The organism is Variovorax sp. Varisp85, from assembly GCF_047304045.1.
GTDB lineage: Bacteria > Pseudomonadota > Gammaproteobacteria > Burkholderiales > Burkholderiaceae_C > Variovorax.
Genome location: NZ_JBGLYN010000021.1, coordinates 12,837 through 26,682, shown reverse-complemented (window position 1 = coordinate 26,682; position 13,846 = coordinate 12,837). Strand labels below are relative to the sequence as shown.

15 protein-coding genes are annotated in these 13,846 nt (G+C 62.6%); 14 read left to right on the top strand and 1 reads right to left on the bottom strand.

Annotated elements, in window-relative coordinates:
* The first annotated feature begins 187 nt into the window (after nt 1-187).
* The 14 genes from ACCC97_RS11085 (at nt 188) to ACCC97_RS11020 (ending at nt 12,564) form a co-directional block, all read left to right on the top strand.
* A complete protein-coding gene (locus ACCC97_RS11085; RefSeq protein ID WP_209499599.1) occupies nt 188-535 on the top strand; it encodes a DUF6152 family protein in 348 nt (115 codons plus the stop codon).
* 61 nt (nt 536-596) lie between these two features.
* Nucleotides 597-1,364, top strand: coding sequence for a hypothetical protein (locus tag ACCC97_RS11080; protein ID WP_209535080.1), 768 nt, complete (start codon nt 597-599; stop codon nt 1,362-1,364).
* A gap of 48 nt (nt 1,365-1,412) precedes the next feature.
* Entirely contained in the window at nt 1,413-2,918 is a 1,506-nt protein-coding gene (locus ACCC97_RS11075; RefSeq protein ID WP_413332784.1) for an alpha/beta hydrolase domain-containing protein, read from the top strand.
* Complete coding sequence (locus ACCC97_RS11070; protein WP_413332783.1) at nt 2,908-3,474, top strand: DUF6644 family protein; 567 nt, start codon at nt 2,908-2,910, stop codon at nt 3,472-3,474. The genes ACCC97_RS11075 and ACCC97_RS11070 overlap by 11 nt, the downstream gene beginning before the upstream one ends.
* A gap of 39 nt (nt 3,475-3,513) precedes the next feature.
* Nucleotides 3,514-4,005, top strand: coding sequence for a DUF6644 family protein (locus tag ACCC97_RS11065; RefSeq protein WP_413332781.1), 492 nt, complete (start codon nt 3,514-3,516; stop codon nt 4,003-4,005).
* 122 nt (nt 4,006-4,127) lie between these two features.
* On the top strand, nt 4,128-4,778 hold the full coding sequence (locus ACCC97_RS11060; RefSeq protein WP_186454221.1) for a hypothetical protein: 651 nt from the start codon (nt 4,128-4,130) through the stop codon (nt 4,776-4,778).
* Nucleotides 4,775-5,707: a metal ABC transporter solute-binding protein, Zn/Mn family gene (locus tag ACCC97_RS11055; RefSeq protein ID WP_145745779.1), complete on the top strand. Its 933-nt coding sequence runs from the start codon at nt 4,775-4,777 to the stop codon at nt 5,705-5,707. The genes ACCC97_RS11060 and ACCC97_RS11055 overlap by 4 nt, the downstream gene beginning before the upstream one ends.
* 13 nt (nt 5,708-5,720) lie before the next feature.
* A complete protein-coding gene (locus ACCC97_RS11050) occupies nt 5,721-6,398 on the top strand; it encodes a metal ABC transporter ATP-binding protein (protein ID WP_145745780.1) in 678 nt (225 codons plus the stop codon).
* An 11-nt stretch (nt 6,399-6,409) separates the two neighbouring features.
* Nucleotides 6,410-7,315: a metal ABC transporter permease gene (locus ACCC97_RS11045; protein WP_145745781.1), complete on the top strand. Its 906-nt coding sequence runs from the start codon at nt 6,410-6,412 to the stop codon at nt 7,313-7,315.
* A gap of 10 nt (nt 7,316-7,325) precedes the next feature.
* On the top strand, nt 7,326-8,315 hold the full coding sequence (locus tag ACCC97_RS11040; RefSeq protein WP_209535076.1) for a metal ABC transporter substrate-binding protein: 990 nt from the start codon (nt 7,326-7,328) through the stop codon (nt 8,313-8,315).
* Between the two features lie 28 nt (nt 8,316-8,343).
* Entirely contained in the window at nt 8,344-8,664 is a 321-nt protein-coding gene (locus ACCC97_RS11035; RefSeq protein WP_145745782.1) for a hypothetical protein, read from the top strand.
* Nucleotides 8,665-8,672: 8 nt separating this feature from the next.
* A complete protein-coding gene (locus tag ACCC97_RS11030) occupies nt 8,673-9,500 on the top strand; it encodes a DUF4198 domain-containing protein (RefSeq protein ID WP_209535074.1) in 828 nt (275 codons plus the stop codon).
* Nucleotides 9,501-9,546: 46 nt separating this feature from the next.
* Nucleotides 9,547-11,076 carry a PepSY domain-containing protein gene (locus tag ACCC97_RS11025; protein ID WP_209535072.1) on the top strand — a complete coding sequence of 510 codons (1,530 nt, stop codon included), beginning with the start codon at nt 9,547-9,549 and terminating at the stop codon, nt 11,074-11,076.
* A 180-nt stretch (nt 11,077-11,256) separates the two neighbouring features.
* Nucleotides 11,257-12,564: an alginate export family protein gene (locus ACCC97_RS11020; protein WP_209535069.1), complete on the top strand. Its 1,308-nt coding sequence runs from the start codon at nt 11,257-11,259 to the stop codon at nt 12,562-12,564.
* A 189-nt stretch (nt 12,565-12,753) separates the two neighbouring features.
* On the opposite strand, the gene ACCC97_RS11015 is transcribed toward ACCC97_RS11020, so the two are convergent.
* The gene (locus tag ACCC97_RS11015; protein ID WP_145745786.1) at nt 12,754-13,719 is read right to left on the bottom strand and encodes a helix-turn-helix domain-containing protein; all 966 of its coding nucleotides are present in this window, start codon (nt 13,717-13,719) and stop codon (nt 12,754-12,756) included.
* Nucleotides 13,720-13,846: the final 127 nt, after the last annotated feature.

The following is a 13,846-nucleotide window of genomic DNA, read 5'->3' as shown; positions in this document are numbered from 1 at the left end:
TTGGGGAATTCCCTAGCCTCAGGACGAACTGCCGTTTTGGGCTAAGGCCACATCACGAAGCGGCCTAACCTTGGCATGCATCGCGATGGCGCAGTGGCATTTTGAGAGGCCACAGATCAATACAAGAGTGGAGACACCCGCAATGAGACATCCGAGGTTATCGCCGTCCTCAATCAGAAGGCGCCTCGTGCTGGCAGTGATCGCATCGGGCCTGCTGCCATTGACTGCATCGGCACATCACTCCTTTGCCATTTTCGACAGAACCAAGACCACCGCGGTCAAAGGCCTCGTCGGTCGGTTCGACTGGACGAATCCCCACGTGACGATCTACGTGGATGCAGAGGGCACGCCGGCCCAGCGATACAAGGTCGAGACCGGAAGCATCAACGCCCTGGCCAGATCGGGCTGGAAATCCGATTCGATCAAGGTTGGCGACAAAGCAGAGGTGTCGTTTCACCCGCTGAAGAACGGTGATCCTGGAGGGTTGCTCATCGAGATCAAGATCGGCAGCGTGGTTCTGACGGGGGGAGGATGATGACGCGCCGCCCAGCCCTTTGTACTGAGACCGACGACGTCCGCCGGGTGGAGATATCGATATGACAATGACACGACGCTCTCGTGCGGGCTTGCTGGCCCTGTTCATCGCCGCAGCTGCCGCAGTGACGTTCATCGCCTCCGAACGCGGTGGTGGTCCTGCAGAAGCGCAGAAGCTCGGCATCAGCGGAACGTGGGAAAGAACACCGGACGACTGGTTTGGCGAGGATCCGGACAACCCTGTATTGCCAGGCGGAAAGATCGACCTGAAAGAGCCCTTCCTCAGTGAATACGAGACGCTGAAGAAAAAGCAGGCTGAGGCCAACGAAGCCGGGACCCCGCTTGCCACAACGAGCAGCAAGTGCCTCCCGGAGGGAATGCCCACGCTGATGGCGGCGCTTTTTCCGATCGAGATTATTCAGAACAACAAGCAAGTGGTCGTGCTCGGCGAGTATCTCCAGCAAGTACGTCGCATCCTGTTGACCGAACCGATGCCGTCAAAGGACAACCTGGAGGCCACGTTCCAAGGGCAATCGCGCGGGCGGTGGGAGGGCGACACGCTCGTGGTGGAGACCCAAGGTATTCGGCCCGAGGCGCGGCTGTACGACGTTCCGCATGGGAAGGAAATGAAGATCACGGAGCGAATCCGGCTCAAGGATCCCGATCATCTCGAGAACCAGATCGTGATCGAGGATCCGGAAGTTCTTAACGCGCCGTATCGCTTCACCTTCGAATACAAGAGGTCCGACTACAGGATCCAGGAATACGTCTGTGAGAACAACCAGATCGTGATCGACAGCGAGGGAAAGACCGCCCTTCGTCGCAACTGACACCGCCGCCCTGCCCCCTCACTCCATCCCAAGAGCGGACGTACTGAAATGAATTGGATCTCGAGCGGTCTGATGCGTGCCGTGCTGCAAAGCGCTTTGGTTTCGCTCAGCGTTTCCGGGCTGTCGTGGGCGGAGGTTCCCACCACGCCCACGATCGTGGCAGTCCCCCCCTCCGGCAAGGCGCCCTTGTCTTCGGCGCAGCGCAGGGGCACGGAGTACATCGACCTGGCGCGCCACGGGTATGTCGAAGAGGAGTACTACCTTTCGGGCATCGCGCCAGCCATCACCGCCGCAGGCGAGACGCTGCTGCAAGCCCCATATACCACGCGCATTCTCGTGCGCAAGCCGATCGACCCGGCACGCTTCAATGGAACCGTGGTGATCGAACCGTTCAGCTGGTTCGGCGAGCGTGGAGCCGGCTGGATCCTCACCCGCGACTACCTGCTGCGGCGAGGATACGCCTACGTCGGCTACACGCTGAACATCAACAAGCCAAAGCGTGATCCCAAGTTCATCTCCGAAATGGCGGCGGAGGAAGCCGACGGCATCAGGCAGTACGGCCGGATCGTGAACTTCGACTTCATGCGCCGGTACGACTACGCACGCTACGCACCGCTGGGCACGTACTCCGATCCCGAGCGCTTCAAGCGCGGTAGCGTTGCCGATCCCTTCGTTCCGCAATCGCAGGCCATTGCGGCGCAGCTTGCGATGGCGTTGAAATCCAATGCGCCACAAGGTCCGCTCACCGGACTCGAAGTTCATCGCGTGTATGTCAACAGCTGGGCCGTGACGGCCCAGGTGTGGATGGACTATCTCGACCAAGGGCGTCACCAGCAATGGCGGATGCCCGATGGTGGTCCCCTGATCGACGCCTACATGACTGGCCGCATGGCCTACGGCGAAGTCGGGGGTGACGCCATTCGCGTACCTCGCAAGATGCCCGACGGCGTGCCATTCGTGACGGTCTACAGCCAGTCCGAATTGATGCACGACGCGATCGAGGGCATCGAGCTGCCGCCGGACACGGACAGTCCGAAACTTCGCTACTACGAAGTGACCGGCATGCCGCATCTGCGCCTGGCGGACCTCGGCACGGAGCATTCAGAGCGGCTGGCCGCCGATGTCGGCAAAGGTCGCGATCCTCGCTGCCAGACCTTGTACGACGAGCCGGTCGAAATGCTTGCCTCGGCCTTGCTCGACGGCATGGACCGCTGGGTCCGCGAAGGTACAGCGATGCCCAAGGCGCCACGGGTGGCACGCAAGGGCAAATCGGTGCTGCGCGACCCCGCAACCGGCAACATGCTCGGCGGCGTCCGCCCCCCCTGGATCAGCGTGCCATCCAGCCGCTACATGACCGACCAGGAGACCCGCTGCGGCCTGATCTACGACACCAAGATTCCGTACTCGCGTACGCAGCTGCGCAAGCTCTACGGAACCGGTGAAATCTACGCAAAGAAGTTCGAGGAGGCCAAGGCGCTGTCTGTCAAGGAGGGTTATCTCCTTCCCGAAGACGCCGCGAGCTTGCGCCCGATCGCGAAGCCAGGTGACTTCTGACGAGAAGCTCCATGGTCCCGGCCTGCCAGGCAAGCCAATCCTGATTCTTTTCATTGAAAGGCGACAGATGTCCTCGGAGACCTTCATCGCGTGGCTCTATGAGTCCGCGCCCAGCACCATGATCCGGGACGTGTCCTGGATCGTTCCGACCGTGCAGTGCATCCACATCATTGCGATCGCCGTGATCTTCGGCTCGGCATTCGTTTCCGATCTGCGCCTTGCAGGCGTACTGGCCACGGATGAGTCCCCGGGCAAAGTCGTTCGCCGCTATTTCCCGTGGATGTGGCGCGCGCTCATCGTGCTGCTCCTCACCGGGCTGGTCATGAGCATCGGTGAGCCTGAACGCGTTCTGACGAACTCGACGTTCTGGCTCAAGATGGTGCTGGTCGTTGCCGCCTTCACGTTGACCTGGCTCGCGCGGCGTCCGCTCCTGTCTCCGGACGCGGAGGGCAGTGGCGCTCGATGGGTACACCTCGTCAAGCCGATCTCCTGGCTATCGCTTTTCCTGTGGTGCTGCGTGATCGTCTGCGGCCGATGGATTGCCTACACGATCTAGGTCGCCTCCTCTTTGACGCAACGCTCACCGGTACCTTCCATGGTCATTCAATCCATCCTCCAAGCCGTTCAAGATTCCCGGCTTTCGACTTTCATCCGAGAGACCGGTGTGGCATTTCCGGCGCTCGAGTCAGTGCATGTGATTGCGATCACGCTGGTGCTCGGAATCATTGCCATTGTGGATCTGCGGCTCATCGGCTGTGCCTCGCACCGCTGCAGCGCCCATCGGCTGATGCAAGAGCTGCTGCCATTTACCTGGGTGGCCTTCATCGCCTCCGTGGCGACGGGCCTGCTCATGTTCGCGTCGAATGCCACTACCTACGCCGAGAACAGCCTGTTCTGGTGGAAGATGACCATCCTGGTCTTCGCCGGCATCAACATGGCGATCTTCCATCTGGGCATCTATCGCCGGAGCGGCTATTGGGACGAACTGCTGCCGCCGCCGCGCGGGGCGCGCGCCGCGGGATTGAGCTCGATGGGGTTGTGGATCGTTGTGATTGTTCTCGGCCGATGGATAGGATTCTCCTCGTGAGCGCGGGAGGCAGTCTCGTGGGGCGCAGCATCCGGCGGGCGTTGGGTGACTCACCGGCCTTGAAAGGTGGGAGCGCTCGACTCTGGACCGTGCGTCCCCTCACCGGCAGGCTTGAAACGCTCATGATGCCTCTGCTGTTCGTGGCGATGGTCGGCAGCCTGGCAGGCTACGTGCTGTTGCGCCCCGCCCATCCTGCCCCCCCGAAACCCCTCAGCTGGCAGATCAGGTCCTTCGACGGCCTCGGGCCCGCCGACCAGGCCATTCACGGCGCGCTGCTGCCCGCCTCGGAAGAGATCATCTGGTTCAACAACGACACGGGCGGCTGGATCACCCTCGCGGACGCCCAGCGGACGCTGCTCCCGCCCTTCTATCAGGACACCTTCTGGAAGGCGAATGGGGAGGTGCATTGGCAATTGATCCTCCCCGGCGCTCACCAGCCCCATGCCAGCCAGCCCGGCGCAGAGAGCGGCCATCGTGAGACGCCTGCCGCGGCGGCGCCGAACGCTGTGTCCGAAGGCACGCAGGGTCAGGGTGCCACCGTCTACTACGGCTCTGCTGGCAAGGCGCCGGCCCAAAGCGCCTACCTGCTGGTGATCGGACATGCGCACGCGGGGGTGATGTGGGCGAACCAGGCCACCATCTGGATCCATCCCGATGCCCTGGCGCCCTACCCCGAGATCGTCAAACCCGAAGCACTGGTCGCCAAGGGATGGCGGCAAGTCATCGCCTATAACGGCGCGAGTGAAGTCGAGCGCATCAAGGAGGCTCGATGACGGCCACGTCGAAGAAGCTTTCGCTGCGCCGGCGCGGGACGACGATGTGCCTGCTGCTTCTGGGGTGCGGATTGGTCGGCCCGGCACTGGCCGCGGGTAAAAAGCTCAAGGTGGGCGTCACCTTGCACCCCTACTACAGCTTCGTCGCCAACATCGTCGGAGACAAGGCAGAGGTGGTCCCGCTCATCGCGGGAGATGCGAATCCGCACAACTATCAGCCGCAGACGGAAGACATCACGCGTGCCATGTCACTCGATGCGCTGGTGGTCAACGGCATCGGGCACGACGAGTGGGCCTTCGAGATCGTCAAGGCAGCCGGACGCAAGGGGACGCTGCCGCTCATCTACGCCAATGCTTCGGTGGCGCTCATACCGATCGCGGGGGACCAGGGCGACGCCAAGGTCGTCAATCCCCACACCTTCGTGTCCACCACCGCGGCCATACAGCAAGTGTTCGAAATCACCCGGCGCCTGGGAGAGCTCGACCCGGACAACGCCGCCGCGTACCGGCGCAATGCCGCCGCCTATGCGGCGCGGATCCGGGGGCTGCGTGCGGAGTTCATGACCCGTTTTGCCAGTCTCGACCTGTCGTCGTTCCGATGCGCCACGACACACGCGGGCTACGACTACCTGATGCAGGAGTTCGGCCTGACCGTGACGGCGGTCATCGAGCCGCGCCATGGCGTTGCGCCGACCGCGCGCCAGCTCGCCAACACGATCGATGCCATCAGGAAGGCGAACGTCCGCGTGCTCTTCGCTGAAAAATACTTCTCCATCGGCCTGGGCAAGCCAATCGAGGAAGCCACGGGCGTGAAGATCTTTGCGCTCTCTCACATCACCGGCGGACCGTACACCGCGGACCGGTTCGAAGTGGAGATGCGCGAAAACCTCCAAACTTTGGCCTCGGCCATCGAGTCCACGCGCCGTTGAAGGAGAAAGACCGATGCGTGGCCCGGCCCTGGTATTCGAGCATGTCACCCTTCAGTTGGGTGGAACGCGTGTTCTGGACGACGTGACGTTCCGCGTCGAGGCCGGTGCGCTGCACTGCCTGGTCGGCCCGAACGGCGGCGGCAAGACCTCATTGGCCCGCGCCCTGTTGGGCCAGATGCCGCATTCGGGGCATATCCGCCTCGAAGGTGATGTGGTGGGTCCGATCGGCTACGTTCCTCAGTTGCCGGAGTTCGACCGCAACTTGCCGATGACGGTAGATGACGTCATGGCGCTCCTCAGTCAGCGCAGGCCCGCCTTCATGGGCGCCTCCCGACCGGGCCGGGAAGCATGCACCGCGGCCCTGCAGCGAACCGGCGTCCAGGTCTCAGGCAGGCGCCCCTTCGGAGCCCTCTCCGGCGGGGAGCGGCAGCGCGTCCTGTTGGCACAGGCCCTGACTCCGGCGCCATGGCTGCTGGTTCTTGACGAGCCCACCACCGGTGTCGACAGGCCGGGCATGCGGCTGCTCGAGGATCTGGTGGCCGAACTGCATGCGCGTGGGGTCACCATCCTGTGGATCAATCATGACCTGGATCAGGTGATGCGTCTCGCCCAGTGCGTGACCAGTATCAATGGTCAAGTCCTTTTCCATGGCTCTCCCGCCGAAGCACTCGACTGGACGCATTTTCGGTAAGAGACCAGCCAATGACGCCCGTATACGAATTCATTCGCAACCAGTTGCAGGCACTCGCCGAACGAGGTGCCTTGCCAGAGCCGTTCCAGTATGAGTTCCTGATCAATGCGCTGCTGTGTACGTTGCTGATCGGCCCGCTGCTGGGAGTGCTGGGCTCGATGGTCATGATCAAGCGGATGGCATTCTTCAGCCAGGCTGTCGGCAATGCAGCCATGACGGGCGTGGCCATCGGGGTGCTCATCGGCGAGTCCTACACGTCGCCCTATGTCTCGATGTTTGCCTTCTGCCTGCTGTTCTCTCTGACGCTCAAGTACGCACAGCACCGCACGACGTTGTCCAACGACATCCTGATCGGCGTCTTCCTGTCGATCTCGCTGGCCCTGGGGGCCTCGCTGTTGCTGTTCGTGTCCGCAAAGATCAATACCCACGTCATGGAAAGCGTGCTGTTCGGCTCCATCCTGGCGGTCGACCACACCGACATGAACGTGCTGCTTGTCGTCACGGTGATCTGCGCCTGCATTGGACTGCCGATGTACAACGCGATGCTGCTGGCCAGCATCAACCCGAGCCTGGCACATGCAAGGGGCGTGCGGGTGCGCTTTGTGGATTATGTATTTGTCGCCATGGTCACGCTGGTGACCGTGGCCTGCCTGAAGATCATTGGTGCCGTGCTCGTCGAAGCTCTTCTTCTCATTCCGGCGGCGGCAGCCCGCAACGTCAGCCGCTCACTGGGTGAATTGGTCGCGCGCTCGGTCGCCATCGCGACGGTGTCCTGCGTGCTCGGCATCCTGCTGCCGATGCAGCTGCATATCCCGGTCCCCACGGGCGGGGCGATTGTCCTCGTCGCTGCGGCGATCTTCGTCTTTACCTCCGTCGTTCGAGCCCGCGCGCCCCGGTTCCGAAGCGCTGGCATCTAGAGCGCACTCCATGACTTTCCGAAACTGGTTGACGATCTTGGTGTTCGCGTGGGGCGCCCCTCTTGCGGCACATGCAGGCGCCGGCGGTGAAAAATGCCGCGTGCTTACGGCACTTCCTGCACTACACGCCCTCACCTCCGCCCTCACCGAAGGGACAGACATCGAAGCTATACGCCTGCCTGAAGGTGCTGCAGTGCCAATGGAAGCACAGGGCAACGCGCTCGCACGCTTGCAGGCCGACGCGTTCATGAAGGCAGAAGCGGTTGTCACGCTGCGCAACCTGTGGCGCGCGGACCCGCTGTACCCGACGGCGCGCCGGCACAACCTGCGCATCATCGAGATCGATGCATCGCGCTCGTGGGATGCCGCGAAGCCGGGGTTGTCGGTGCTCGAAACACCAAGGAACAACGTCCCCTGGGTTGAGGCAGCTGGCCCGGATGCGGGGCCGTCGCCCTACGCTTGGCTCAGCCCCGACAACGGCATGCGCATGGCGGCACTGATCGCTGCCGACCTGGAGCGCTTGTCGCGTCCGGATGCCAACCGGATACAGCAGAACCTCGCCGCCTTCGAAGGGCGCTTGCGCCGATTGAAAGCCGAATATGGCGCACGCATGGCGGCGCAGCGCGACCCTCGCGTTCTTTCGCTGGCCAGCGAGTTCGCCTACATGCTGGGCGACTTCGGCGTGTTCGTCGAAGGCTGGTATGTCAAACAGGATGTCGACTGGAGCGATGGCGATCGCTCGGCGCTGAGCCGCTACTTGCGCGAGCGAGACATTCGGCTGGTTGTCCACAAGTGGAAACCGGACGAGCGGATCGTCAAGGCCATCGAGAAAGGCGGCGCGCGGCTGCTGGTACTGGATGCGGGCAACCCCGGCATTCTCACCGACGAGGCCGGCGCCTACGAGGCCCTTCTGAGGTGGAACATGAATGCCTTGTCGACGGCTCTAGCAGAAACCGCCGGCGACGCAATGAAAGACACGGACCGCTCGCCCCGGCGTTGAGCGGCATGTGAATGAAGGAAAAGACTTGATGAAGCCATTGCTCTCGCTTCGTGGGACGTCGGTTGCTGGAATTCTCTCCGCGTGCGCGGCGGCGCATGCGCATGCGCCCGTCCTTGACTGCTACATCAAACAAGACCAGGTGCAATGCGAAGCTGGTTTCTCGGACGGCAGTTCCGCCGCCGGAAAAAAAATCCAGGTGCTCGACGCCAGGAACAAGGTGCTGCTGGAGGGCGTCCTTGACAACGCCGGCACCTACGTATTCAAGCCACCAGGCGTCGATTACCACGTGGTCTTTCTCGGTGGCGACAACCACCAAACCACGCTGTACAGCTCCAACATCACCAAATGAGGACTTTGATGAACTTTCTTCGCCGAGCCGGAGTGCTCACGTTGGCCGGTTGCCTGGCCGCACTGCCCGTGCAAGCCCATTTTCAGACACTGTATGTCCAGGAGTCGACACTCGAACGCGGCACAGATCTGGAATTCGCGCTGGTGTTCACCCATCCCTTTCAAGGTGGACCCACGATGCCGATGGCAGAGCCGCGCTCCTTCAGCGTGACCACCTACCGCGCCGGCGCGGAGCCGGTGAAGACCGATCTCAAGAAATACCTGCGCCCCGTCGAATGGAAAGCGGGTGGCCGGCGGGCCGCAGCGTTCCGGGCCTCCATCCCGCGAGAGGTGGTGCGCTCGCTCGGAGATCACGTGTTCGTACTCGAGCCCGAGCCCTATCTCGAGACAGAGGAAGACCTGTACATCCAGCAGTTCACCAAAGTCGTTGTGAATGTCGGCGGCGTGCCCAGCGGTTGGGCCAACACGCAGGGCCTTCCGGTCGAGATACAGCCCCTCACGAGACCGTACGGCATCTGGACCGGCGGCGTTTTCCGCGCGATCGTTTTGTCGGACGGCAAGCCGGTCCCCTTTGCCCGCGTGGAGATCGAGTATCTGAACCACCCGGTCGATCTCAAGACGGGGGCATTCGGACGAAAGGCGCACGTGACGGCGCCTCATGCCGCATACGAACGCCTGAGCGTTGTCGCCGATACCGAAGGCGTCATCGCGGTCGGCTTGCCCAAAGCGGGATGGTGGGGCATTGCGGCCTTGGACATCGGTACCGCGAGAAGCCACAAGGGAAAGACCATGTCGCAGGACGCCGTGCTGTGGGTCCAGGTCAAGGACATGAAGTGACATCGAGTGGCAGATGCCCAAGAGGTCCCCCTGGGCGGCAAAGCTCATGAAGCGCGCGCTGATCTTCGTTCACAAGTGGCTCGGCGTTGTCCTGGCGCTTTTTTTCCTGATGTGGTTTGCCTCCGGCATGGTGCTGCACTATGTGCCGTTTCCCAACCTGTCGCAGGTGGATCGGCTCGAAGGGCTCGAGCCGCTGCGGGTAGAGCCGGGCTGCTGCTTGACGGCGGAAGCGATCGCGCAGCGCGCCGGCATCGGCTTGGGCGCTGCAAGGCTGGGCATGCACGCCGACGTGCCTGTCTGGCGCATCCTGGCCGGCGAGGCCGAGGGCCGCGCCCCCGTCTGGCGGACCTTCGACGCGGAAAGCGGCGCACCGGTCGCGCCGCTGACTGCGCAACAGGCCGCGCTGGTCGCCCAGGCCTTCAGCGGCCGCAAGGCTGTAGACACCGAGGAACTGGAGCGCGACCAATGGACGGTGCCGCAGGGACTCGATCCTTATCGTCCGCTGGTGAAGGTCAGGCTGGCCGGCGACGACGGCCTTGAGTTATATGTGTCACGCGGCAGCGCCGAAGTGGTTCGAGACACGCGCCGGGCCGAGCGTTTCTGGAACTGGATCGGCGCGGTGCCGCACTGGATCTACCCGACAGTGTTGCGCCAGTTTCCGCAGGCGTGGAACCAGGTCGTGGTCTGGCTGTCGATTCCGGGCGTGGTGCTTGCTGCCACCGGGCTTGCGCTGGGCATCTGGCAGATCTTCCTGAATCGCACCCGCTGGATTCCCTATCGCAAGTTCTGGATGCGATGGCATCACATCGCGGGCCTTGTGGCCGCAGTCTTCACGCTGACGTGGATGTTCTCGGGCTTGATGTCGATGAACCCGTACGGCGTTTTCGGTCCGCGCAGTGCCCTGCCTTCCGAGCAAGCGCGTTGGTTCGGTGCGCCATCGGTCGCACAGCTTCAACCGCGCGACGCACTTGCCGCGCATGCCCGAAGCTCGCCGAACGCCGACGCCCTGGAACTTGAGCGTGTGCAGTTTGCAGGGCACACCTGGTATCGCGTCCATACCCGCGTGGGTCAAAGCGTAATGCGCGCCGATGCCGCCGCGCCGGCTCCGGTGTTGCACGCCAGGTTTCCTGAGGAAGAGATCGCGCGGGCGCTGGGAGGCATCCGGGGCGCCGGGCATGTTCCGGTCGAGTTGCGGCGGATCGACGCCTACGACAGCGCCTACTACGCGCAGAACGCCGCGTCCTCCGACGTACGGGATACGCGTCCGCTGCCGGTGTGGCGAGCCCGATGGGCGGACGGGATCGACCTGTATGCGGATCCGCTGTCGGCCAGGGTGCTGCTGCGTATCGCCCCCTCGGGCCGCTGGCAGCGTGTGCTGTACCAGGGCATGCACAGCCTGGACTTCGAGGCATTGCGCAACCGGCCGTTGGTGCGCGACGGCGTCGTGATGATGCTGTCGCTTCTCGGCCTTGCGCTGTGCATCACGTCGTGCGTGATCGGTTGGCGAATTTTCGCGAGCAAGGTCAGGCCGCGCCGCATGCCCAAGCTCGATGAGCCCTGGTCGCCATCTTCTTGAATTCCTCGCGATTGCTGATTTGGGCTACCACCCCACCCACGGGCAACAGGACACTCGCCCCGCTTGTGGTCGACTCCCTGTCTCCATGGCGCGGTCGTCGTCGAACGACGACAACGCGCACGCTCTGCCGCCGCATGGGCGCCCATCACAAGTCTCTCACGACACAACACAGGAGACACCATGCGTCCGATCCGCAGCCTACCCTTCATTTCACTCACCGCCCTTTGCATGCTCACGCCTGCGGCCCATGGCTATGAACTCTACGCCGAAAGCGAAACGACTCTGAACGCAGAGCTCAAAGCGGGCTACGGCATGTTCGGCACCCGGCGCAACTATGTGGGTCGACCCGGCGGTTTCCGATGGCAAGAGGGCTTCGCCAAGTACGGCCTGAACGGCTCCACCGACCGGATCGGCAGCGGGACGCTCTACGGCGCACTGAGTGCGATCAGCACGGCTACATGGGGAGACGGGGACCCCGGCGGCATTACCACGGGCCGGGAACACCGCACACGGTTCGAGGACGCGTACGTGGGATGGAAGTCGGGTGACTTGCTTCCCGCATTGGGCAAGGACGGAATCGACTTTTCCGCGGGCCGCCAGGTTGTGAAAGCCGGCTCCGGCTTCCTGGTCAACGACGACGGCGTGAATCCCGGCAAAGGCCTGGCAGATGGACGCTATGACCGCGGCGGTGCCTACTACTTCGGCCAGCGCCTGGCGTTCGCCAGGACGGCTGTCCTGCGTCTGGGCGGCACCGAGGGACTGCACGGAAGCGCGATGTGGCTCAAGTCGAACACGCGCCTGCAGGCCAACACGGAGATCGCGGTCGGGACGCTCGACTACACCGCCCCCGAAGGCACCGTCGGATTCACCTTCATCCGCGGCCTGGACGTCGATGAGCGATACGCCATTTCACCGACGCGTCTGGAGCGCAAGGGCATGAAGATCTATAGCATTCGCGCGGACGGCAACGCCGGAATTCCGGATGCAGACTTCGCATTCGAGTACGCCTACCAAAAGAAGCGCTCTCGCAACGACAACGCATGGTACGCCGAGGCGGGCTATACGTTTTCCGACGTGGCATGGCAGCCTTCGCTGAGCTACCGCTACACCCGGTATTCGAAAGAATTCGATTCCCTGTTTCAGGGTGGCTTCCGCGGGCGGTACCAGGGCGAGGTCGCATCGAACTATGCGTTCTCGTACAACTTCAACACCCGCATCCACGATGTCGCACTCACCGTTCGGCCGCTTGAGAGTCTGGCAGCGACGCTGATGTTCTTCGACTTCAGGACGCTCGCCGACCGCTCAACGCTAAACCTGGACGCGCGCGAATTGGCTCTTTACCTGGATTGGACCATCACCAAGAACCTGACTTTCTCGCCGATCATTGGGATCTACAAGCCTCGTAAGTACGAAGCCAATGGAGGCAACCAAAGCGGCAGTGCCAAGGCCAATCCCTATCTCAAGCTGATGTTGGTGGCAAGCTTTTAAACGGTGCACCACGCCGCGTCGTGCCCAGAAAGGGCCGGGAACGTATGCGGCGGGGAGTGCTGCACATGATGGGCTGCGTGCAGACTGCTCTTCTGGCGAGCGATGCCATCGGCGACGCCAATGAACTCCACGATCCTGTGTGCACCGGAGGTACTTTCTGCCACCAGCGCGACGATTCGACGCGCTGCTTCAGGCAGCGTATGCCCGGGCCTCTTCCGCCCGCTTGGTCTGGGACGGCAGGACACCGAACAGTTCCTGGTATTCCGCTGCGAAATGGCTCAGGTGGAAGAAGCCCCATCGGGAGGCCGCGTCGCCAATGGAAAGCTCGGAGGCCGGAGTCGACATGAGAGTCCGACGTACTCCGTTCAGGCGCACGGAGCGCAGGTAGTTCAAAGGCGTAGTCTCAGCGACCAAGCGAAAGCTGTTCTGGACAGTGCGCCGGCTCACCTGAAGGCGTTGGCACAACTCGATCACGCTGGGCACGTTGATCGTCTCCGACATCGCCAATCTGTGGCACTTCTCAACGATGAAACTGTGCGTGGAGCTGCCGCTGCGCTGCCGCCTGTCGCAGGCCGGGTCGGTCATCAGCACCAGAAGTTCATCCAGCATGGCCTGTTCCAGCTCGCGCTCGCGCGCCTGCGTGTTGCCAAGCTCCTCGTTGACAAGCGCTTCGGAGAACATCGTGAGCAAACGCTGGCGACACTCTGCAAGACGCGGCGGCGGCACCTTGATTACTGGTTGCCGAAGCAAGGTCTGGATCTCGCTAGCCGAAGCGGTGTCGCCCAACGCGGCTTCGAAGAATTCGCGCTCGAAGGTAATCGCCAGCATGTCCATGCCTGTTGGCATGTGGAACATGAACTCCTCTCCGCCACGAAGAAAAAAGATGCTGCTGAAGTCCGCCTCGCGTCCCTGCATCCGGATCGCCCCCGGGATCGCAAGTGGCACCGCGAAACACACCCTGCCCTTCGGCGCCTCCCCGTGCTGCACCACCCGCTGGTTGATTTGCTCCCGAAAGACATGGCATCTTGCACTCGTGAGTTGCATGAGTGAACTCTCGAGCGACCCCGCAGTGATCTGGCTGTAGGTCTGGTTCCACTCCTGCACCGAGACCGCGTGGGCATGTATGTCTTGAAAGCGATGGATGCTTTGATTCACCGGCTGGCACTCCTTGAAGGACGGTTGCTTTTACTATGCCAAATTCTCACATAGACAAAATATTGCACAGATCGATCAGAGCTTCATAGAGGGGAAACCCCTTTAGCGAAGGACAGCTTCGCGGCCA

Bases quoted from the DNA above. Each gene is read 5' to 3' on its own strand.
- ACCC97_RS11080 (WP_209535080.1), top strand. From the start codon at position 597: ATGACAATGACACGACGCTCTCGTGCGGGCTTGCTGGCCCTGTTCATC.
- ACCC97_RS11075 (WP_413332784.1), top strand. From the start codon at position 1,413: ATGAATTGGATCTCGAGCGGTCTGATGCGTGCCGTGCTGCAAAGCGCT.
- ACCC97_RS11065 (WP_413332781.1), top strand. From the start codon at position 3,514: ATGGTCATTCAATCCATCCTCCAAGCCGTTCAAGATTCCCGGCTTTCG.
- ACCC97_RS11060 (WP_186454221.1), top strand. From the start codon at position 4,128: ATGATGCCTCTGCTGTTCGTGGCGATGGTCGGCAGCCTGGCAGGCTAC.
- ACCC97_RS11055 (WP_145745779.1), top strand. From the start codon at position 4,775: ATGACGGCCACGTCGAAGAAGCTTTCGCTGCGCCGGCGCGGGACGACG.
- ACCC97_RS11050 (WP_145745780.1), top strand. From the start codon at position 5,721: ATGCGTGGCCCGGCCCTGGTATTCGAGCATGTCACCCTTCAGTTGGGT.
- ACCC97_RS11045 (WP_145745781.1), top strand. From the start codon at position 6,410: ATGACGCCCGTATACGAATTCATTCGCAACCAGTTGCAGGCACTCGCC.
- ACCC97_RS11040 (WP_209535076.1), top strand. From the start codon at position 7,326: ATGACTTTCCGAAACTGGTTGACGATCTTGGTGTTCGCGTGGGGCGCC.
- ACCC97_RS11035 (WP_145745782.1), top strand. From the start codon at position 8,344: ATGAAGCCATTGCTCTCGCTTCGTGGGACGTCGGTTGCTGGAATTCTC.
- ACCC97_RS11030 (WP_209535074.1), top strand. From the start codon at position 8,673: ATGAACTTTCTTCGCCGAGCCGGAGTGCTCACGTTGGCCGGTTGCCTG.
- ACCC97_RS11025 (WP_209535072.1), top strand. From the start codon at position 9,547: ATGAAGCGCGCGCTGATCTTCGTTCACAAGTGGCTCGGCGTTGTCCTG.
- ACCC97_RS11020 (WP_209535069.1), top strand. From the start codon at position 11,257: ATGCGTCCGATCCGCAGCCTACCCTTCATTTCACTCACCGCCCTTTGC.